Origin of the sequence: Leisingera sp. ANG59 (genome assembly GCF_013317235.1) — a bacterium.
Taxonomy (GTDB): Bacteria; Pseudomonadota; Alphaproteobacteria; order Rhodobacterales; family Rhodobacteraceae; genus Leisingera.
The window spans coordinates 60,577-81,246 of the sequence record NZ_WLCM01000003.1; the positions used below are offsets into that span (position 1 = coordinate 60,577).

Annotated in this window: 19 protein-coding genes; 11 read left to right on the forward strand and 8 right to left on the reverse strand. The window is 65.5% G+C overall.

Translation table 11 applies throughout. The annotated features are described in order from the left end of the window. The first annotated feature begins 25 nt into the window (after positions 1-25). On the forward strand, positions 26-1,954 hold the full coding sequence (gene dxs / locus GKC28_RS03540) for a 1-deoxy-D-xylulose-5-phosphate synthase (RefSeq protein ID WP_174145157.1): 1,929 nt from the start codon (positions 26-28) through the stop codon (positions 1,952-1,954). Between the two features lie 396 nt (positions 1,955-2,350). Here the strand turns inward: dxs and GKC28_RS03545 are convergent, their stop codons facing one another. Next, the gene (locus GKC28_RS03545; protein ID WP_174145158.1) at positions 2,351-3,220 is read right to left on the reverse strand and encodes an SDR family oxidoreductase; all 870 of its coding nucleotides are present in this window, start codon (positions 3,218-3,220) and stop codon (positions 2,351-2,353) included. 73 nt (positions 3,221-3,293) lie between these two features. Here GKC28_RS03545 and GKC28_RS03550 point away from each other — a divergent pair, with 73 nt between their 5' ends. After that, positions 3,294-3,929, forward strand: coding sequence for a class I SAM-dependent methyltransferase (locus GKC28_RS03550; RefSeq protein ID WP_174145159.1), 636 nt, complete (start codon positions 3,294-3,296; stop codon positions 3,927-3,929). A gap of 224 nt (positions 3,930-4,153) precedes the next feature. On the opposite strand, the gene GKC28_RS03555 is transcribed toward GKC28_RS03550, so the two are convergent. From GKC28_RS03555 to GKC28_RS03570, 4 genes are read right to left on the reverse strand one after another with little or no spacing between them, the layout of a single operon-like run. Next, complete coding sequence (locus GKC28_RS03555) at positions 4,154-4,951, reverse strand: carnitinyl-CoA dehydratase (RefSeq protein ID WP_174145160.1); 798 nt, start codon at positions 4,949-4,951, stop codon at positions 4,154-4,156. Positions 4,952-5,001: 50 nt separating this feature from the next. Further along, the gene (locus GKC28_RS03560) at positions 5,002-7,029 is read right to left on the reverse strand and encodes an acetate--CoA ligase family protein (protein WP_174145161.1); all 2,028 of its coding nucleotides are present in this window, start codon (positions 7,027-7,029) and stop codon (positions 5,002-5,004) included. A 6-nt stretch (positions 7,030-7,035) separates the two neighbouring features. Next, complete coding sequence (locus GKC28_RS03565; RefSeq protein WP_039147503.1) at positions 7,036-7,338, reverse strand: SelT/SelW/SelH family protein; 303 nt, start codon at positions 7,336-7,338, stop codon at positions 7,036-7,038. A gap of 3 nt (positions 7,339-7,341) precedes the next feature. Further along, positions 7,342-8,505 carry an acyl-CoA dehydrogenase family protein gene (locus tag GKC28_RS03570; RefSeq protein WP_174145162.1) on the reverse strand — a complete coding sequence of 388 codons (1,164 nt, stop codon included), beginning with the start codon at positions 8,503-8,505 and terminating at the stop codon, positions 7,342-7,344. Positions 8,506-8,584: 79 nt separating this feature from the next. On the opposite strand from GKC28_RS03570, the gene GKC28_RS03575 reads away from it, so the two are divergent. After that, on the forward strand, positions 8,585-9,526 hold the full coding sequence (locus GKC28_RS03575) for a GlxA family transcriptional regulator (protein ID WP_174145163.1): 942 nt from the start codon (positions 8,585-8,587) through the stop codon (positions 9,524-9,526). On the opposite strand, the gene GKC28_RS03580 is transcribed toward GKC28_RS03575, so the two are convergent. Further along, positions 9,523-10,713, reverse strand: coding sequence for a hypothetical protein (locus GKC28_RS03580; protein WP_174145164.1), 1,191 nt, complete (start codon positions 10,711-10,713; stop codon positions 9,523-9,525). The genes GKC28_RS03575 and GKC28_RS03580 overlap by 4 nt on opposite strands. An 83-nt stretch (positions 10,714-10,796) precedes the next feature. Then, complete coding sequence (locus GKC28_RS03585; RefSeq protein WP_174145165.1) at positions 10,797-11,219, reverse strand: glyoxalase; 423 nt, start codon at positions 11,217-11,219, stop codon at positions 10,797-10,799. 141 nt (positions 11,220-11,360) lie between these two features. On the opposite strand from GKC28_RS03585, the gene ade reads away from it, so the two are divergent. The 8 genes from ade (at position 11,361) to msrA (ending at position 18,547) form a co-directional block, all read left to right on the forward strand. Then, a complete protein-coding gene (gene ade / locus GKC28_RS03590) occupies positions 11,361-13,163 on the forward strand; it encodes an adenine deaminase (RefSeq protein ID WP_174145166.1) in 1,803 nt (600 codons plus the stop codon). Beyond that, positions 13,160-14,626: an AMP nucleosidase gene (locus GKC28_RS03595; protein WP_174145167.1), complete on the forward strand. Its 1,467-nt coding sequence runs from the start codon at positions 13,160-13,162 to the stop codon at positions 14,624-14,626. The genes ade and GKC28_RS03595 overlap by 4 nt, the downstream gene beginning before the upstream one ends. A 139-nt stretch (positions 14,627-14,765) precedes the next feature. After that, entirely contained in the window at positions 14,766-15,053 is a 288-nt protein-coding gene (locus GKC28_RS03600; RefSeq protein WP_019297532.1) for an HU family DNA-binding protein, read from the forward strand. 164 nt (positions 15,054-15,217) lie between these two features. Beyond that, positions 15,218-15,841, forward strand: coding sequence for a LysE family transporter (locus GKC28_RS03605; RefSeq protein WP_174145168.1), 624 nt, complete (start codon positions 15,218-15,220; stop codon positions 15,839-15,841). Positions 15,842-15,902: 61 nt separating this feature from the next. Next, complete coding sequence (locus tag GKC28_RS03610) at positions 15,903-16,808, forward strand: DMT family transporter (RefSeq protein WP_174145169.1); 906 nt, start codon at positions 15,903-15,905, stop codon at positions 16,806-16,808. Positions 16,809-16,920: 112 nt separating this feature from the next. Continuing rightward, positions 16,921-17,484, forward strand: a complete 564-nt coding sequence (locus GKC28_RS03615) for a DUF4202 domain-containing protein (RefSeq protein ID WP_174145170.1) — start codon at positions 16,921-16,923, stop codon at positions 17,482-17,484. A 101-nt stretch (positions 17,485-17,585) separates the two neighbouring features. Further along, a complete protein-coding gene (msrB, locus tag GKC28_RS03620) occupies positions 17,586-18,035 on the forward strand; it encodes a peptide-methionine (R)-S-oxide reductase MsrB (RefSeq protein WP_174145171.1) in 450 nt (149 codons plus the stop codon). Next, positions 18,032-18,547 (forward strand): peptide-methionine (S)-S-oxide reductase MsrA, encoded by a 516-nt coding sequence (gene msrA / locus GKC28_RS03625; RefSeq protein WP_174145172.1) that lies wholly within the window; start codon positions 18,032-18,034, stop codon positions 18,545-18,547. Before msrB ends, msrA begins: the two co-directional genes overlap by 4 nt. A 73-nt stretch (positions 18,548-18,620) precedes the next feature. Here msrA and GKC28_RS03630 read toward each other — a convergent pair whose 3' ends face one another. Further along, positions 18,621-20,627, reverse strand: coding sequence for a hydantoinase/oxoprolinase N-terminal domain-containing protein (locus tag GKC28_RS03630; protein ID WP_174145173.1), 2,007 nt, complete (start codon positions 20,625-20,627; stop codon positions 18,621-18,623). Between the last annotated feature and the right edge of the window lie 43 nt (positions 20,628-20,670).

A 20,670-nucleotide genomic window follows, 5' to 3' on the forward strand; every position in this document is an offset into this window, starting at 1 on the left:
GCCCGGCGCAGCCCAAGGAGACACCATGCCCGACCGGCCCAAGACCCCGCTTCTGGACCAGATCACGCGCCCCGCGGATCTGAAGGGGCTGACGGATGCGCAACTGGTGCAGGTCGCCCACGAGCTGCGGCAGGAAACGATTTCCGCCGTCTCGGTCACCGGCGGCCACCTCGGCGCAGGCCTTGGTGTGGTGGAACTGACCACCGCCCTGCACGCCGTGTTCGACACCCCGCGCGACAAGGTGATCTGGGACGTCTCCCACCAGTGCTACCCGCACAAGATCCTGACCGGGCGCCGCGACCGCATCCGCACCCTGCGGATGAAGGACGGCCTCAGCGGCTTCACCAAACGCTCCGAGTCGCCTTATGACCCGTTCGGCGCCGCCCACAGCTCCACCTCGATCAGCGCAGCCCTTGGCTTTGCCGTGGCCCGCGACCTGGGCGGCGTGATCCCCGAGGGCAACGGCGACGCCATCGCGGTGATCGGCGACGGCTCGATGTCGGCCGGCATGGCCTTTGAGGCGATGAACAACGCGGGCCACCTGGGCAAGCGGCTGTTTGTGATCCTGAACGACAATGAAATGTCGATCGCCCCGCCGGTCGGCGCGCTGTCCTCCTACCTCTCCCGCCTTTATGCAGGTGAGCCGTTCCAGGAATTGAAAGCCGCCGCCAAGGGCGCGGTCTCGCTGCTGCCGGAACCCTTCCGCGAAGGCGCCAAGCGCGCCAAAGATATGATTAAGGGCATGGCCGTCGGCGGCACCCTGTTCGAGGCGCTTGGTTTCTCTTACCTCGGCCCCATCGACGGCCACGACATGGACCAGCTGCTGCCGGTCCTGCGCACGGTCAAGGCCCGCGCCACCGGCCCGATTCTGATCCACGTCCTGACCAAGAAGGGCAAGGGCTACGGCCCCGCCGAGCGCGCCCGCGACAAGGGCCACGCCACCGCCAAGTTCGACATGGTGACCGGCGAGCAGAAGAAAGCGCCCAGCAACGCGCCGTCCTACACTTCGGTCTTCGGCAACGAGTTGGTGAAACTGGCCGCCAAGGACGACAAGATCTGCGCCGTCACCGCCGCGATGCCGGATGGCACCGGCCTCAGCCTGATGGCCGAGCGCTACCCCTCGCGCACCTTCGACGTCGGGATTGCCGAACAGCACGGCGTCACCTTCGCCGCGGCGCTGGCGGCGGGCGGCATGAAGCCCTTCTGCGCGATGTACTCCACCTTCCTGCAGCGCGGCTACGACCAGGTCGTGCATGACGTGGCGATCCAGCGCCTGCCGGTGCGCTTTGCCATCGACCGCGCCGGGCTGGTCGGCGCCGATGGCGCCACCCACGCCGGCTCTTTCGACATCGGCTTCATGTCCAACCTGCCCGGCATGGTGGTGATGGCCGCGGCGGACGAGGCTGAGCTGGTTCACATGGTCGCCACCGCTGCCGCCCATGACGACGGCCCCATCGCCTTCCGCTACCCCCGCGGCGAGGGCGAAGGCGTCGAGATGCCGGAGACCCCGGAGGTGCTGGAAATCGGCAAGGGCCGGATGATCCAACAAGGCAAGCGCGTGGCGCTGCTGTCCTTCGGCACCCGGCTGGGTGAGGTCAAAAAGGCTGCCGAGGCGCTCTCTGCCAAGGGCATCACCCCGACCATCGCCGACGCCCGCTTTGCCAAGCCGCTGGACCGCGACCTGATCCTGCAGCTGGCAGCAGACCACGAGGCGCTGATCACAATCGAGGAAGGCGCGGTGGGCGGTTTCGGCTCCCACGTGGCGCAGCTGCTGGCCGAAGAAGGCGTGTTCGACCGCGGCCTCAAGTACCGCTCGATGGTGCTGCCCGACACGTTCATCGATCAGGCCAGCCCGGCGGATATGTACGAGACCGCAGCCATGAACGCGCCGCAGATCGAGGCCAAGGTGCTGGACGTGCTGGGCGTGGCGACGATTGGCGAGAAGCGTGCGTAAGATTGGCCGGGAGGAGAACCGCGATTATGCGATCACTCTTCCCGCTTCATTCAATCCTGACCGCTCCCGGATCATGTATATTGAAGACAAATCCGAAGGGCTGGATGGGCCCGCCAGGATCGGCCGCGTCTATTTCTCGAAATCGGGCAAATCGCTTTATTACCAAGGCAGAATTTCAAGAGCCTCAAGGGTTCAGGCTTCAAGGCAAACTACTTTGACGTAGGTACCGGGGATCACTTTTGGATTTCAGGTCCTCGCCAAGACCAGAACGACAGGCTGTACGGCGGCTTCCGGGACGTGGTCATTGACGAAGATGTTTAAGACGAATACGCCAAACTAATTCAAGCAAGCTGACAGAACCAAATTGGGGCGTTGCGCTGCAAGAGCTCCTGGCAGCTACACCCCCGGCGGCTCCGCAGGCGGCACAAAGCTCTCCATGTCCTCGGCCTGCAGAACCGCCAGCAGCCCCTCGCGGTAGGTGGGATACAGCAGCTCCACCCCCAGCTCCTCCTTGATGCGGCGGTTGCGGACGCGTTTGTTCTCGCCATAAAAACTGCGCGCCATCGGCGTCATGCCGGCCTCGTCAAAGGGCACCTCGGCCGGCACCGGCAGGCCCAGCAGCTCTGCCGCATGGCCCAGTACATCCTGCGGCGGGGCCGGGTCGTCATCGCAAACGTTGTAGACCGCCCCTGGCCGGGGCTGCGCAATCGAGGCTGCCAGCACCTGGGCGATGTCATCGACGTGAATGCGGGAAAACACCTGGCCCGGCTTCACGATCCGCCGCGCCCGGCCCGCCATCAGCTTGGCAAAGGGACCGCGGCCGGGGCCGTAGATACCGGCCAGGCGGAAGATGTGCAGCGGCAGGCCAGGGATGGCCTGCCATTGCGCCTCGGCCAGGGCGCGCCAGTCGCCGCGCTCGCTGGAAGGGGTGACCGGCGTGTCCTCATCCACCCAGGCGCCGTCGTGGTGGCCGTAGACGGCGGTGGTCGACAGATATCCCACCCATTCCAAGCCTTGGGCCTTGGCGATCCTGCCGCCCATCGCCGCCAGCACAGGGTCGCCCTCTGCATTGGGGCCGATCGAGTTCAGGATATGCGTCACCCCGTCCAGCGGCACCTCCTGCCCGGGCCAGGCGAACATCTCCACACCGTCAGCCTCGACCGGTTCCCGCGAGGTGCCGATGACACGCCAGCCCGCCGCCAGCAGGCGCGGGGCAAGCGCCCGGGCGGTATAGCCAAATCCAAGACAAAGCAGCGTTTTTCTCATGCCTCCTAGATGCGTTGGCGGCGGCCGGGGCGCAAGGGTTGATTCGAATCCCCCGCGCGGCTTTGATGGCCCGATGAAAAAGCAGACACCCGGATTGTCCAATGCCTATGCGCTAAGCACGCCTGAAGATTCGCGGCGGCTTTATGCGGATTGGGCCGGCAGCTACGATCAGGATTTCGCAGCCGGGCAGGACTACTTGCTGCCCGGGTTGACAGCCAAGGCCTTTGCCGCCGCCGGGGGAACGGGCCCGGTGCTGGACGCGGGCGCGGGCACCGGTCTCTGCGGCCAGGCGCTGCGGGCGCTTGGGATTGAGCCAATCGACGCCACCGACATCAGCGCCGCCATGCTGGCCGAGGCGCTGCGCAAAGACGCCTACCGCGACGTGATCGAGGCCGACCTGCTGCAAGGCATCCCGGTGCCGCGCGGCTCTTACCGCGGGGTGGTATCATCCGGCACCTTCACCCACGGCCACCTCGGCCCCGAAGTCCTGCCGGCCCTGCTGCGGGTGGCAGCGCCCGGCGCCTGGTTTGCCCTGTCGGTGAATACAAAGTTCTATGAGAAAGCCGGATTTGCTGACGCCCTTGACCGGCTGCTGCAGGGGCAATGGATCAAGAGCCTGACCCTGCCGGAACTGCGCATTTATGGCCCACGGGCCACCGGCGCGCACAAGGACGACACCGCCCTGATCGCCTTGTTTCAAAAAGTTTAGGGTGCCCCGTCGGCACAGGGTCAAGGGAGGCACAGCCTCCGCGCGGCAGGCGCGGCTTGCCCTTGAGGCGGCGAGCCGGGTCATACACTCGAACTGGCTGCTTGAGAAGCAAACCTGCCCCTCAAGAGCTTCTCAGCGTAAAGAAAACGCCGCGCGAAGCGCGGCGCTTGGCCCAACTGTGCAGGGGCATCTTCAGATGTCCCGCAGCGGGCGGGAGTGGCGCGTTACCGCCCCTTCCAGACCGGATCGCGTTTCTCGGCAAAGGCGCGGGCGCCTTCCAGGTTGTCCTCGGAGCCATAGAGCACATCCACCGTCTTGAGCTGGCGCTGGGTGATGCGGTTCATCGCATCCTGGAACTTGCTGTCCTCGGCGTCGCGCACGATCTCCTTGATCGCCGCATAGACTAGCGGCGGTCCGGAAGCGAGCAGACGCGCCAGCTCCCAGGCCCGGTCCATCAGCTGATCCGCCGCCACGATCTCATTCACCAGGCCCCAGCGGTTGGCCTCTTCGGCATCAAACCAGCGCCCGGTGAGCAACAGCTCCATGGCGATGTGATAGGGGATACGCTTGGGCAGCTTCACGCTGGCCGCGTCCGCCACGGTGCCGGAGCGGATTTCCGGCAGCGCAAAGGTGGCGTGACCGGCGGCGATGATCATGTCCGCCGACAGCGCCAGCTCCAGACCGCCGCCACAGGCAATACCGTTCACGGCAGCAATCACCGGCTTGTTCATGTCGCGCAGCTCCTGCAGCCCGCCAAAGCCGCCGACGCCGTAATCGCCATCCACCGCATCGCCGTCTGCGGCGGCCTTCAGGTCCCAACCCGGGCAAAAGAACTTCTCGCCGCCGCCAGTCAGGATCGCAACCCGCAGTTCCGGATCATCGCGGAAATCACGGAACACTTCGCCCATCACCCGGCTGGTGGCCAGGTCGATGGCGTTGGCCTTGGGCCGGTCCAGCGTCACTTCCAGAATGGCGCCGTCGCGGCGGGTTTTCACAGGGCTGTTCTCTGGGCTTTCACTCATGTCGTCTCCTCCTGGCATGGGTCATGCCGTTCCTTGTCCAGGCCGAAGCCTCAGTATTTCCGGCGCATCAGCGCATCCGCCGCCACCGCATCCGAAGGCGTGCAAAGCAGCGGGTTGATCTCGATCTCTTCCAGGCCGAGCGCGTTTTCCATCACGTAGGCTTCCACCGCGCGGATGGCGCGCAGGATCGCCTCACGGTCCGCAGCCGGGGCGCCGCGGTACCCCTCCAGCAGCTTCGTCATGCGCAGGGATTTCAGAGCATTCTCAATCTCCGCGTCCGAAGCGGGCAGCAGGAAAGAGGCGCTGTCCTGCATCAGCTCGGTCAGGGTGCCGCCCGCTGCCAGGGTCATGACAAAGCCATGCGCCGGATCCTTGACCACGCCGATCAGCAGCTCTGCGACCGCACCGGTGACCATTTCCTCGACCAGAAAATGCGAGGCGGGCATGTTGAAGGCAGCATCGCTCACCTCCTGGCCTGAGTTCAGGTTCAAAGCCACAGCGCCTGCCTCGGTCTTGTGGGCCACACCTTCCCCTTTCAGCACCACAGGGAAGCCGACATCCACCGCCACCGCGCGGGCGTTGGTGGCGGAGGCCGCCCGTTTGGAGCGCGGAACGCGCAGACCGTAGCTTGAAAGCTGCCACTTGGCTTCGGCCTCCGGCACCAGATCGGGCTCCACCGCCGGCGTCGGCAGCAACAGCGGCGCAGGCGCTTCCGGCAGCGGCAGGCTGGCGGCCTCGCAGGCCGTGATGGCTTCGCTCAGGCCGCAGAAAGGAACGACACCGGCCTGCATCAGCCGGGCCGCCACATCCTCCGGCAGCAATTCGGGCAAAGTCGCCACCAGACCGACGTTGGCCCCGGTCCGCTCGTGCGAGCCGATGGCGGCCTGGATCGCGCATTCCCAGTCCGACGCATCGCAGCGGTCACCGCGCGGGAAATCGACGATCAGCATGGTCATCGCCAGCTGCGGGTCCATCATCGCCGCAAACGCCCGGGTCATCGCCTCGGCATCGCGCCAGATGTAAGTGTGGTAGTCGAGCGGGTTGGCCAACGCCACCATCGGGCCCAGCGCCTCCCGCAGATCCGTCTTCTGGCGCGCATTCAAGGGCGGGAACTGCACCCCTCGCGCGTGGCCTGTATCCGCAGCCAGGCTTGCCTCCCCTCCGGAGCAGCTGATGCTTGCGATGCGGTTCGAGGGCAAACGCCCCGTCACATGCAACAGCTTCAGCGTCTCCAGAAAGGAGGGCAGGTCATCAAGACGCGGAATGCCAAGGCGTGAGAGCAAAGCCCCGGCCCCCGCGTCGCCGCCTGCAAGCGAGGCGGTATGAGAAACAGTTGCGGCCTGAGCCTCGGCCGACTTGCCAACCTTCAGCGCAATGATCGGCTTGCCCAACTCACGGGCGCGGGCTGCAAGCGCCTCAAACGCGCGCAGGTCGCCAAAGCCCTCGATATGCAGGCCCAGCGCAGTCACGCGCTCGTCTTCCAGCAGCGCCTCGCCGATCGCGGCAATGCCCGACTGCGCCTGGTTGCCCGCGGTCACCACATAGGCCACCGGCAGGCCGCGTTTCTGCATGGTCAGGTTGATCGCGATGTTGGAGCTTTGGGTGACCAGCGCCACGCCTTTTTCCGCCCGGACCCCGCCATGCTGGTCCGGCCACAGCAGCGCGCCGTCCAGATAGTTGATGAAGCCATAGCAATTGGGGCCGAGGAACGGCATATCGCCTGCCGCCTCCAGCAATTCCGCCTGCAGATCCGCGCCTTCAGCGTCCTCCGCAGCAGCCTCCAGAAAACCGGAGGCAAAGCACACCGCCCCGCCGGCACCACGCGTTGAGAGCGCCCGCACCACCTCGATGGTGGCAAAGCGGTTCACCCCGATGAAGGCCGCATCCGGTGCCTCCGGCAGGCTGTCCGCATCCTTGAAGGCAGGCAGGCCCGCGACCTCTTCGGCCTTGGGATGAACGGGCCAGATGGTGCCCTCAAACCCCATCTTCTGGCATTGCTCGATCACCAGACGGCACCATGCGCCGCCGCCAATCACAGCAATGGTTTTCGGGCGGAAAAGCCTGTTTAGAGACTGCATTTGATCTTATTCACCGGTCTTGCCGCGGTCCAGATGGCCGAGGTCTTGTTCAGGGTTGATCCGGTCGCGCACGCGGGTTTTCAGCTCTTTCACATCAGGAAAGCCGCCGTCCCGTTTGCGTTCCCAGACCAGCTCCTTATCAACATGGATCTCAAAGATCCCGCCCAAATCTCCAGGAACCAGAGTCACCCCGCCCAATTGGTCCTGGAAGGTCTGCAGCAGCTCCTGCGCCATCCAGCCCGCCCGCAGCAGCCAGTTGCAGCCGATGCAGTAGGTAATGGTAACAACGGGTTTCCCGGTCTGGGTCATGGATCAGCCTCCGACGGCACGCAGCATTTCGCGGCTGATGATGTGCCGCTGGATTTCACTGGTGCCCTCCCAGATACGTTCCACCCGCGCGTCGCGCCAGATGCGTTCCAGCGGCAGCTCGTCCATCAGGCCCATGCCGCCGTGAATCTGGATCGCCTCATCGGCGACAAAGGCTAGCATTTCGGTTGCTTTCAGCTTGGCCATCGACATGTCGCTCTCGGTGACGGTGCCCTGGTCGAACTTCCAGCCGGCTTCCCAGGTCAGAAGGTTCGCGGCCTTCAGCTCCAGCGCCATGTCGGCCAGCTTGAAGGAAATGCCCTGAAACTTGCCGATCTGCTGCCCGAACTGCTTGCGCTCAGCCGCGTAACTGATCGAGTGTTCCAGCGCCCGCTCCGCGCGGCCCAGGCAGGTGGCGGCAACCTGCAGGCGGGTGGCGCCCAGCCAGGTGTTGGCAACCTCAAATCCCTTGTCGACCTCACCCAGAATGGCAGAGGACGGCAGGCGGCAGTCGTCGAATTCCAGCACCGCATTGGTGTAGCCGCGATGGCTGACGTTGCCGTAGCCGTCGCGCACCTCGAAACCCGGGGTGCCCTTGTCGACAAAAAAGGCGGTGATCTTCTTTTTCGGCCCGCGCGGGGTGTCTTCAACACCGGTTGCCATGAAGCAGATGGCGAAATCGGCAATGTCCGCGTGGCTGATGAAATGCTTGGTGCCGTTCAGGATCCAGTCATCGCCGTCCTGGCGCGCAGTCGCCTTCATGCCGCGCAGGTCCGATCCCGCATCCGGCTCGGTCATCGCCAGGCAGTCCCATTTCTCCCCCTTCATGCAGGGAAACAGGTATTTCTCTTTCTGCTCCTCAGTGCCCGCCAGCAGGATATTCGAGGGGCGCGCAACACCGGTCCAGTGCAGCGCGTAGTTGGCGCGGCCCAGCTCCTTTTCATACATCAGCCAGGTCAGGGTATCGAGGCCGGCACCGCCCACTTCCTCGGGCATGTTGGCGGCATAAAGCCCTGCTTCCATCGCCTTTTTCTGCACATCCCGGATCACATCCATATCCAGATGGCCGGTGCGCTCGATCTCCGCTTCATGCGGATACAGCTCCTTTTCCACAAAGGCGCGGGTGGTTTCGACAATCATCGACTGTTCTTCGGTCATCCCGAACTGCATGGCGGTCTTCCTCTGCAAATCTGTTGCCAATCAGACTACGCTGCTTGCCCGCGTCCATCATGCAAAGATAGAAAGAATCATGCGAAGTTGGACAAAAGATACCGCTGCAGTGCAGCAATTGGATGTGCTGCTGTTTGATGCGTTTTCCGCCCATTGCCTGGCCAACACGGTGGAGCCGCTGCGCGCCGCCAACACATTCGCCGGGCGCCAGGCCTATGCCTGGCGGTTCCTGACGCTGGATGGCGGGGCGGCGGTGTCGTCGTCAGGCATGGAGGTGCGGGCGCATGGGAAGCTGGGCGACTGCAGCGGCGATCTGCTGATTGCGATGCCGTCATACGACTTCCTGCGCCATGCCACCGTGGCCACCGCCCGGGCGCTGAAGTCCGCCGCCCGCCGTTACAAGACTCTCGCCGGTTTTGACACCGGCGCCTGGCTGCTGGCGCAGGCCGGTCTGCTGGACGGGCGGCGGGCAACGATCCACTGGGAGGAGCTCAGCCGCTTTACCGAGGCTTTCCCCGACGTGCAGGCCGAACGCGCCCGCCAGGTGTGGGACGGAGACCGCATCACCTGCACCGGCGCGCTGGCGGCCTTTGACACCATGATGGAGCTGATCGGTGAGCAGCACGGGGCAGCGCTGCGGCTGGAGGTGGCGACGCTGTTCATGGCGCCGGAAGCAACCGAGACCCAGGACCCGATCCTAGTCCGCGGAAAATCCGTGGCCCGCGCGGTGGCGGTGATGCAGGCCAATCTGGAGGCACCGTTGCCGATCGCTGCCGTGGCCCGAAAGGCGGGCCGCAGTCAGAAAGATCTGGAGGCGCGGATGAAGAACGAGCTCGGCGCGACACCGCAGGCTGTTTACCGGCGGCTGCGGCTGATACAGGCCAGAAAGCTCGTGTTAGAGACTGTTTTAAGCGTCTCTGAAATTGCCCTGCGCTGCGGCTATGACGACCCGAGCGCGCTGACCCGGGCCTTCAAGGCGGAGTTCGGAACCACCCCGCGCAGCTTGCGCAGCGCAGGTTAGCCCTGCTTGGCCGCCATCCACTGGTTCAGCCGCCACAGGCCCCAGGCCAGCGGGATCGCCGCCAGACCGCCGATCACATAGGCCAGCGGCTCATCGGCGAAGGATTCGAACATCTGGGTATAGGCATGGATCGCGGCAAAGGTCAGCGCCGCATTGAACAGCCCGCGCTGGTGCCGCTGCGCCGCCCAGAAGATCACCACCGCCAGCACCGCCGCCCACAGCACCGAATAGACGTTCTCAGAAATGAACAGCGCGCTGTCACGGAAGGCATCGCGCGCGGCAGAGTAGCTCTCCCAGTCCTCGTAGCCATCGCTGTACCGGCCTGGCCCCCAGACGGTTTCGCCCACCACGTCCCCCCACAAGGAGCCGACCAGCGCGCAGAGGTTGGCGACCACGAACCCCAGGATCGCCAGGATGCGCAGGTGCCGGGCGTCGCGATCTGCCAGCCGGGCCGCACCCCAAACGCACAACACGATCAGCAGCACCATCTGCAGAATCGTCAGCGTGGATTCCGGCGAATAGAACACATAGGCAGCGTGGAAATAGCTGGTGCCGGTCTCCAGCATCTGGGCAAAGGGCGCAATCGCCAGCGCGGTGACAAAGCGCACATCCACTTGCCAGCCTGCCAGCGCCAGCGCCGCAGCGTAATAGAGCAGCACCAGATTCCGCAGCGGTGAGCCGATGCCGTATTGCTGCAGCAACAGCTCGATCCCCGCCAGATGCATCGCCAGCCCCATCAGCAGGATCGCGCCCAGCACAAAGCCGGCCGACCAGGCCCCGTGCCGCCAGCGCCAGGTGCAGATCAGCGCCACCAGCGCGCCGGCAGGCAGCATAACCCAGCCGGCGATGTCCTCGTATTTGTCCACCAGCTCAATCCCGGCGCCGCCCATCAGCATGCCCGCGCCGATCAGGGTGGCGGAATTGCCGAACATCCGCAGCGTCTCGCTGCCGCGCGCCAGAACCGCCAGCCCGCCGCCCAGCATCAGGATGCCCGTCACAGCTACCGCAAGCGGATCCGCCAGCCAGAAGATGAATCCGGCGGTGGCGGCGATAATCCCGAAACACAGGATCGCGTTGACCGCCAGCGACACCATCACCTCGCGCGAGCGCGCCTCGATGGTGCAGGCCTGATCCGGGGTCAGCACCCCCTCCTCGACCAGCGCATTTGTGTCGGCAATGGCGTGCATCAGCGGTCCCTCGCAGCATCCAAACAGATCAGCGCAGCATGAACCGGCTGTCGTCAAGGTGAAAGGGGAGGAATTCCCGCAGGTTACCCCTTGGGCCGGCTCGGCACCCAGGCATAGCCGTTTTCGCACAGGATATAGGCTTCGCGCAGGCCGTGCGGCTTGTCCGATGGGGCTTGCAGAACGGTGAAACCCGCCGCCTCCGCCCGCGCCGCGGCCGCATCCGGATCGGTGTCATACAGGCGGATCTCGATCCCGGCACCGCGCGGCGGGTTCTCCGGCAGCAGCCCCAGCAGCGGGTTTTCCGCATAGGTGCCGTCACTGTGCAGCTGAAACACCTGACCGCCATATGTGACAATGGCAAAACCCTTGCTCACCTGATGGCCCTTCATGGCAAAAACAGTCTCTAAAAAGGCGACTTCAGCCGGAACATCCCGCACCAGAAGATTGAGACCGATCCCGCGCAGGGAACGGCCGAAACTATCCGCGTCTGTTGTGTCATAATCCATACCCGCAGTTTTCCCCGGACGCCTCCCCGCGGCAATGCCAAATGCGTCAGCCTTCGGCGCCTTTCCTCCGCTACGGTGAAGCTTTGATGGCAATGCAAGCAATCCGCTTGCCTTCCCGCCCGCAATCGGAACAATTGGATTATGTCAGAAAACACTTTTCCGAGCTGGCCCGACTCCGCCCCGCAATTGATCGACGTAGCCGCAGGCCGCGCGCCGGCCGATACGGTGATCCGGCAGGGCATCTGGGTCAATGTCCACACCCGCGAACAGCTGCCGGGCCATGATATTGCGATCAAGGCGGGCCGCATCGCCTATGTCGGGCCGGATGCCTCATACTGCACCGGGCCGGACACCCAGATCATCGAAGCAAACGGCCGCTACATGATCCCCGGCCTGTGCGACGCGCACATGCATGTCGAAAGCGGCATGCTCACACCCGCGGAATTTGCCCGCGCGGTGATCCCGCATGGCACCACCTCGATGTTCACCGACCCGCATGAGATCGCCAATGTGCTGGGTCTGGACGGCGTGCGCTATATGCATGACGAGGCGCTGATGCAGCCGGTCAACATTTTCACCCAGATGCCCAGCTGCGCGCCCTCGGCGCCGGGGCTGGAGACCACCGGTTATGAAATCTCTGCCGAAGACGTCGCTGAGGCGATGAACTGGCCGGGCATCATCGGCCTGGGGGAGATGATGAACTTCCCCGGCGTCGCCAATGCCGACCCCAAGATGCTGGCCGAAATCGCCGCCACCCAGCGCGCAGGAAAAACCGTGGGCGGCCACTATGCCTCCCCCGACCTCGGCCCGGATTTCGCGGCTTATGTGGCCGGCGGCCCGGCGGATGACCACGAGGGCACCTGCGAGGCTGACGCCATCGCCCGGGTGCGCCAGGGGATGCGGTCGATGATGCGGCTGGGCTCTGCCTGGTATGACGTCGAAAGCCAGATCACCGCGGTGACGGAGAAGGGCCTGGATCCGCGCAACTTCATCCTCTGCACCGATGACTGCCACTCCGGCACGCTGGTCAACGACGGCCACATGAACCGGGTGGTGCGCCATGCGATTGCCTGCGGCTGCGATCCCGTCGTTGCCCTGCAGATGGCGACGATCAACACGGCCACCCATTTCGGGCTGGAGCGGGAGATCGGCTCCATCACCCCGGGCCGCCGCGCCGATGTGATCCTCACTTCCAGCCTGACGGAGCTGCCGATCGAGGTAGTGGTTGCCCGCGGCCGGATCGTCGCGGAATCAGGCTCTATCAAGGTGGACTGCCCGCATTACGACTGGCCCGCCAGCGCCCGCGGCACCGTGCATCTCGGCCATGAGCTGACCGCCAAGGACTTCGAACTCGCCGCCCCCGAAGGCGCCAATGCAGTCACCGCCAATGTGATCGGCGTGGTCGAAAACCAGGCTCCGACCAAGGCGCTGCGGGCGGAGCTGCCAGTGGTCGACGGGCTGGTCGAGGGCAGCGGCGATGTCTGCCAGATCGCCCTGGTCGAGCGCCACCGCGCCACCGGCGGCGTCACCAATGCCTTTGTCTCCGGCTTCGGCTACAGCGGCAAGATGGCGATGGCCTCCACCGTGGCGCATGACAGCCACCACATGATCGTGGTCGGCACCGACCGCGAGCAGATGGCACTGGCAGCCAACCGGCTGGCGCAAGTGGGCGGCGGCATCACCATTTACCGGGACGGGCAGGAGCTGGCGCTGGTCGAGCTGCCGATTGCCGGCCTGATGTCCGACAGCCCCGCCACCGAGGTTGCCGCCAAGGCGCAGGTGATGATGGAGGCGATGCAGGCCTGCGGCTGCGCCCTGAACAACGCCTATATGCAGCACTCGCTGCTGGCGCTGGTGGTGATCCCGGAACTGAGGATCTCCGACCTTGGCCTTGTCGACGTGCGCACATTCCAGAAAATCCCGGTAATCGAGCCTGCCCAATGATAACAACAAAACACCCCGGCCATCCGCCGGACGAAAGCTTCAACGACGCAACCGAGGCCGTGAACCGGCTGGAACTGCTCTACAATCAGGCCACCGGTTTCCTCTGCGACGAGTTCATCCGCGCAATGGCGGACGGCGCACCGGACAACCAGCGCATCCGCGCCTATTACCCGGAGATCCGGTTTTCCACCCTGACCTTTGCCCAGGTGGACAGCCGCCTCAGCTTCGGCCATGTCTCCGCGCCCGGCACCTATGCCACCACGGTGACCCGGCCGGACCTGTTCCGCAACTACCTGATCCAGCAGATTGGCCTGCTGATCCGCAATCACGGCCAGCCGGTGACCATCAGCGTCTCGGACACCCCGATCCCGGTGCATTTCGCGGTTGCCTCGCGCCCGGATCTGACCGTGCCGCAGGACGGCGCCGCGGGCTTTACCCTGCGTGACGTGTTTGACGTGCCGGACCTGTCGACCACCAATGACGACATCGTCAACGGCACCTATCAGCCTGCCAATGGCACCGGCCCGCTGTCGCTGTTCACGGCCCAGCGCATCGACTACTCGCTGGCCCGGCTCAGCCATTACACCGCCACCAGCGCCGAGCACTTCCAGAACCACGTTCTGTTCACCAACTACCAGTTCTACGTGGCGGAGTTCGAAGCCTACGCCCGCGCCCAGCTGGCAGACCCGGACAGCGGCTACACCAGCTTTGTCAGCACCGGCGATCACGAGATCACTGATCCTTCGGCTGACATCCCGGCGATCGCCAAGCTGCCGCAGATGCCCACCTACCACCTGAAGCGCGAGGACGGGAACGGCATCACCCTGGTTAACATCGGCGTCGGCCCGTCAAACGCCAAGACCGCCACCGACCACATCGCGGTGCTGCGCCCGCATGCCTGGCTGATGGTGGGCCACTGCGCGGGGCTGCGGAACACCCAGGCGCTGGGGGATTTTGTGCTGGCGCATGGCTACCTGCGCGAGGACCATGTGCTGGACGACGACCTGCCGATCTGGACCCCGATCCCCGCGCTGGCGGAAATCCAGGTCGCACTGGAGGAGGCGGTCGCCGAGGTCACCGAATACGAAGGCTTCGACCTCAAGCGGATCATGCGCACCGGCACTGTCGCCACCATAGACAACCGCAACTGGGAGCTGCGCGACCAATCCGGCCCGGTGCAGCGCCTCAGTCAGTCCCGCGCCGTTGCGCTGGATATGGAAAGCGCCACCATCGCTGCCAACGGCTACCGCTTCAGGGTGCCCTACGGCACGCTGCTGTGTGTGTCCGACAAGCCGCTGCACGGAGAGCTGAAGCTGCCGGGCATGGCGTCGGACTTTTACCGGACCCAGGTTGCGCGCCATCTGCAAATCGGCATAAGAGCTATGGAACGCCTGCGCGGCATGCCCTTGGAGCGTCTGCACAGCCGGAAATTGCGCTCCTTCGACGAAACAGCCTTCCTCTAAGGCGGTTTTTTGCAGTTTTCCTAGAAAAAATGCCCATTTTGGACTGTGCGGAGCACACAAGAAGTTGTGTTATCGTACAACATAACGATAATGTCACGCGATGAGGCCCCACAGTTCGGGCAGTTTAAGGAGACGAAGAATGTCCAAACCGATGACCAAAACCCAGCTTGTTGCCGCTCTGGCAGAGGAAATGGGCAGCGACAAGAAAGTCGCAGGTTCCGCACTGGAAGCGGTCTGCTCGCTGATCACCCGCGAAGTGTCGGGCGGCGGTGCAGTGACCCTGCCGGGCGTCGGCAAAATCTACTGCCGCGAGCGCCCCGAGCGCGAGGTGCGCAACCCGGCCACCGGTGAGAAGTTCACCAAAGAAGCCGACAAGGTCGTGAAAATGACCATCGCCAAAGCGCTGAAAGACAGCGTGAACGGCTGATACCGGATGTGATCCGAACGGTTTGAGGGCTGCCCCACGCGGGCGGCCCTTTTCATTTGCCGGCGCCGCGCGGGTCAACAGTTCGCCCGCCGCCGCTGCGATGCCGCTTGCCAATGCACCGCATCAGGCGCACCCTGCCTGCAAGCCGGGAGGAGGGCCGCCGCATGAGTGATGTGAACCTGATACTGATCCTGGGGGCTGCGCTGCTGGCCGGCGCCAGCCCCGGCCCTGCCACCCTGACCATCGCCGGCACCGCCATGCAGCGCGGCCGCGCCGCCGGGCTGGCACTGGCGGCCGGTGTCAGCAGCGGCTCGCTGATCTGGTCGGTCTCTGCCGCCTTCGGCCTGGGTGCGGTGATGCTGGCCAATGCCTGGATGTTCGAGGCGGTCCGCTACTTCGGTGCCGCCTACCTGATGTATCTGGCGATCCGCTCCGCCCGCTCTGCCCTGCGCTCCGGCGCGCCGGAACTGCGCCCCTCTTCCGCCCCGTCGCTGCGCGCCGCCTATGCCAAGGGTCTGGCGCTGCACCTGACCAATCCGAAGGCGATCCTGTTCTTCGGCTCGCTCTACGCCATCGGCATCCCGCCCGGCACCGCGCCCTCGGCGCTGCTGGTGGTGATTGCCGCTATCGCGGTGCAAAGCACGCTGATCTTCCACGGCTACGCGATCCTGTTCTCCAGCGCCGCCGCCAGCCGCATCTACATCCGCCTGCACCGCGGGTTCGAGGCGGTGTTTGCCGCCGCCTTTGGCGCCGCCAGCTGGCAGATTTTTGCAGCCCGCCTCAGCTGACAGGGCTTGAACCCGCCGCCCGCTTCCCCGAAGGTCCGCCGCAGCAGAGAGGGTTTGGACAATGGACGCACGCGCAATAGCCATGGGGCTGGCCTTTGCCCTGATGTGGTCCTCGGCCTTCACCTCGGCACGGATCATCGTGCAGGACGCCTCGCCGCTGTTTTCGCTTGCTGTGCGGTTCCTGATCTCCGGCCTGATCGGCGTCGCCATCGCCCGCGCCATGGGTCAGACTTGGCGGCTGACACCCGGCCAGTGGCGCGCCACGGTGATCTTCGGTGTCTGCCAGAACGCGCTCTACCTCGGCCTGAACTTCGTCGCCATGCAATGGATCGAGGCCTCCCTGGCTGCCATCATCGCCTCCACCATGCCGCTCTTGGTGGCACTGGCCGGCTGGATGCTGTTCGGCGAGCGGCTGCGGCCCCTCGGCTACGCCGGACTGCTCGCGGGCATCTTGGGCGTCGCTCTGATCATGGGCACCCGCCTCAGCGCCGGAGTGGATCTGTTCGGCGTGTTCCTTTGCGTGATCGGCGTGCTGGCGCTCACTGCCGCCACCCTCGCCCTGCGCGGCGCCACATCCGGCGGCAATTTCATGATGGTGGTGGGGCTGCAGATGCTGATCGGCTCCGCCATCCTGTTTGCAGCCGCGCCAATCACAGAAGACATCTTTGTGAACCCCACCTGGCGGCTTGCCGCGGCCTTCACCTACACCACCATCGTGCCGGGGCTGATGGCCACCTTCATCTGGGTGCTGCTCCTGAACCGCATCGGCGCAGTCCGCGCGGCAACCTTCCACTTCCTGAACCCGGTGTTCGGCGTCGCCGTTGCCAGCGTGCTGCTGGGCGAGAAACTGGGGCCGCTCGATGTGCTGGGTGTTGCCATCGTCACCGGCGGCATTCTGGCGGTTCAGCTCTCCCGCCAGCCCGCGCATCCGAAACCGGGGCTCTCCCGCGCGGCAAAGCCGGGCTGACACCCGTCCCCGCCCCTTGGGCCCGGCGCCGCGGGCGCGGCGCAGGCCCGTTGCAACTGCTTGCGTTTCCGCCGTAACCTGATCCGCAATGACACAAGCAGGAGGACGCGGCATGAGCGCGCAACTATCCCAGGTGCTGGACGCCATCGACGCCGCCAACGCCAAGGACCCCAACCTGGAGGGCGGCCAGCCTGCCGCGCTGCTCTACGGCCAGCGGATGAGCGCGGAGCAGGAACGCCTGTTCCCGGATGCCGCCGAGGTGCTGCAGATCGCCGCCCGCGGCCAGCATGTGGAGCGCTGGAAACTCGCCCGCGAGTCTTTCCCCGAAGGCCGCGCCGGCTACCTCGCCTGGCGCAAGGCAGAGGCACAGCACCACGCTGAGGTGGTCACCGCCCTGATGCAGGAGGCAGGCTACGGCGCAGAGGATGTGGACGCCGCCGCAAAGATGCTGCGCAAGGAGGGCATCAAGCGCGACGACCAGGTGCAGGCGCTGGAGGACATCATCTGCTTTGTCTTCCTGAAATGGTACTTTGAACCCTTCGCCGCCAAACACCCGGCGGACAAGGTCCAGCGCATCGTCGAGAAAACCGCCCGCAAGATGTCGGCCGAGGCCCGCGCCCGGGTGCTGAGCGAGTTCACCCTGCCGGCGGAGCTGGCCGGGGCCTTCGCCGCCTGAGCCGCCCCGCACACGGCTTTGCGAGCCGCTTGTAACAGGGCTTTGCATTTGCGCCTCCAAACCCCATGTTCTGCAGCAACGCGAACAGGCGGGAGGACACCATGACCAAATACTTCAAGAACCCGGACGCCGTTGCAGCACTGTCGGAGGAAGAGTTCTATGTGACCCAGAATGCGGGCACCGAACGCCCCGGCACCGGCAAGCTGCTTTATAACAAGGAGCCGGGCATCTATGTCGACATCGTCTCGGGCGAGCCGCTGTTTGCCTCCTCCGACAAGTACGAGTCTGGCTGCGGCTGGCCCAGCTTCACCAAGCCCATCGAATCCGCCCATATCCAGGAACTGGAGGACCGCAGCCTCGGCATGATCCGCACCGAGGTCCGCTCCACCCATGGCGACAGCCACCTGGGCCATGTGTTCCCGGACGGGCCGATGGACCGCGGCGGCCTGCGCTATTGCATCAACTCCGCTTCCCTGCGGTTCGTGCATCTGGACGACATGGAGGCCGAGGGCTATGGCGCCTATATCAACCAAGTGGAGGTCGTGAAATGAGCGCCACCGAACGCGCCGTCCTGGCAGGCGGCTGTTTCTGGGGCATGCAGGAACTGATCCGCAAACGCCCGGGCGTTATCAGCACCCGCGTCGGCTATACCGGCGGCGACGTGCCCAATGCCACCTACAGGAACCACGGCACCCATGCCGAAGGGATCGAGATCATTTTCGACCCCGCAGTGACGTCTTACCGCGAGATGCTGGAGTTCTTCTTCCAGATCCACGACCCGACCACTCTGAACCGCCAGGGCAATGACCTGGGGATGAGCTACCGTTCGGCGATCTACTACACGGACGAAACCCAGAAAGCCGTGGCTGAGGACACCATCGCCGATGTCAACGCTTCCGGCCTGTGGCCCGGCAAGGTGGTGACGGAAGTCGAACCCGCGGGCGATTTCTGGGAGGCAGAGCCCGAGCATCAGGACTATTTGCAACGGCTGCCGAACGGCTACACCTGCCATTTCGCCCGCCCCGGCTGGGTGCTGCCGAAACGCGGCGCTGCTGCAGAATAGGCTCTAACACAGCGCTTTCAGCCCCGCCGCACTCCGGCGGGGCTTTTTGCTGCGGTGTCCCTCGCAATGATGCCTAGGCGTGCGCCACCCGCGGCCGCCCGCTGGCTTCCACCGTCAGCGTGCCTTCGACAAACACCTCCCGCGACTCCACCTGCGCAGTGCGGATATCCCGCTCCACATGCACGTGGATGTCCTCGGCGCCGGCCTCTTCCGCCGCGCCGCGGGCCTCACCCGCCAGCGCCGCCTCCAGCGCTGCCAGTGCCTCGTCTGAGGCCTGGTAATCCACCGGCCCGCTCTCCAGATGCACCCGGTATTTGCCTTCGGACGGAGAGGTCACGGTGCCGCTGCGCCGCATGGTGACACGCCCCACCACAGCACCGATGGCGTTGGCCACGCCGGCATGCTCCGGCAGGATCATGTTGCAATGCAGCCGCTCCCCCACCGCGGGGTAATAGCCGGGGGCAGAGGCGCCAAGCCCCACCACATCCACATTCATCGACGCATCCAGCGCCAGCAGCCCGCGGTGTTTCGCCAGCCCCTTTTGCAGCAGCACGTGCCGTGCCAGCTGATCCGCAGGCAGACCGAAATCCTCGGCCTCTTCGGCAAAGGCAGACTCCAGCAACGTCAAAGCGGTCTGTTCGGTCAGCTGGTCAATGATCATCTGCGCCAGTGTCTCCGCATCCTTGGCCACCATGTCGCCGCTGCCCACCCGGCGGCGGGCAAACAGCGTCAGCGCCTTTTCCGCCGCCTCCCGGTCCCAGGCCTCCACCCGGCCCAGCACATGGCTGGCGTCCGAGGGAGTCACGCCGCTGACCTGCACCAGCCCGCGGTCCACCAGCCGGCCCAGCGAGCCATGCTCCATACGGGTGCGCAGGATCTGGCCCAAGGGGTGCACCTGCATCCCGATCCGCGCCAGCAGCCCGGCCTCCCGCTCGCTCAGGCCCGCCACCGGCACCCCCGGCACCGCCCGCACAAAGCGCCCGTCAAACTCGCCCACGGTGGAATTGCGCAGCTGTTCGTCCAGCGCCGTATGCACCACCTCGGGCGCGTCGGTGGCAATCAGCGAGACCGGCACCACCCGCCGCGGACCCAGGGTCAGCCCGCCGGCGAGCCCGCTGGTGTTCAAATGCACCTGGCTGTCGCCACCCAGGCCCGTGGTGCGCATCGCCACGGCTTCGACCATGGTGCGGAACGCCCCGACCCGGGCGCCGGCCGGATCAATCGCCGGCTTGCCGTCCTTGATCAGCGCCACATCTGTCGTGGTGCCGCCAATGTCGCTGACCAGCGCATGCTCCACACCGGTCATCCAGCGCGCCCCGACGATTGAGGCCGCCGGGCCGGACAGGATGGTTTCGATCGGCCGCTCCCGCGCCTGTTCGCCGCTCATCAGCGCGCCGTCGCCGCGCACCACCATCATCGGCGCCTCGATCCCCAGATCGCGCAGCGTGTCCTGCGCCCGGCCTATCAGCCGGTCGATCATGCCGATCAGACGCGCGTTCAGCACCGCCGTCACCGCCCGCTTGGGCCCGTTCAGTTTGGCCGACAGCTGGTGCGAGCAGGTGGCCGGCGCGCCGGTCAGCTCGTGAATGATCCGCGCCGCCTCCATCTCATGCGCCGGGTTGCGGGTGGCAAAGACACTGGCTACGGCAAAACCCGTCACCCCCTGCCCTTCGGTGCGCAGGAACAGCTCCAGCGCCTCCGTGTCCAAGGGCGCCGCCTCGCTGCCGGCGTGGGTATGGCCGCCGGCGATCACCAGCGCCGGATCGCCCTTCAGCGCGTCCCGCAGCCCGTGCCGGTCCAGATCATCCTCCTTAAAGCCGATATAGATCAGCGCCACCCGGCCGCCCTGGCCCTCGACCAGCGCATTGGTCGCCAGCGTGGTGGACAGCGCCGCCAGCGACACGTCCTCCGGCTTCACCCCGGACTGCTCCAGCACCGCCCGGATCGCGCCGCCAACGCCAATCGCCAGATCCTGGCGCGTGGTCAGCGACTTGGCCGAGGCGATCACCTCCTTCTCGTCGCGGATCAGCACCGCATCGGTATAGGTTCCGCCCGTGTCCACTCCCAGCAGCAACGCCATGCCCAGCCCTCTCAAACTCTGTTCGCCGGACCGGGTGTAACGC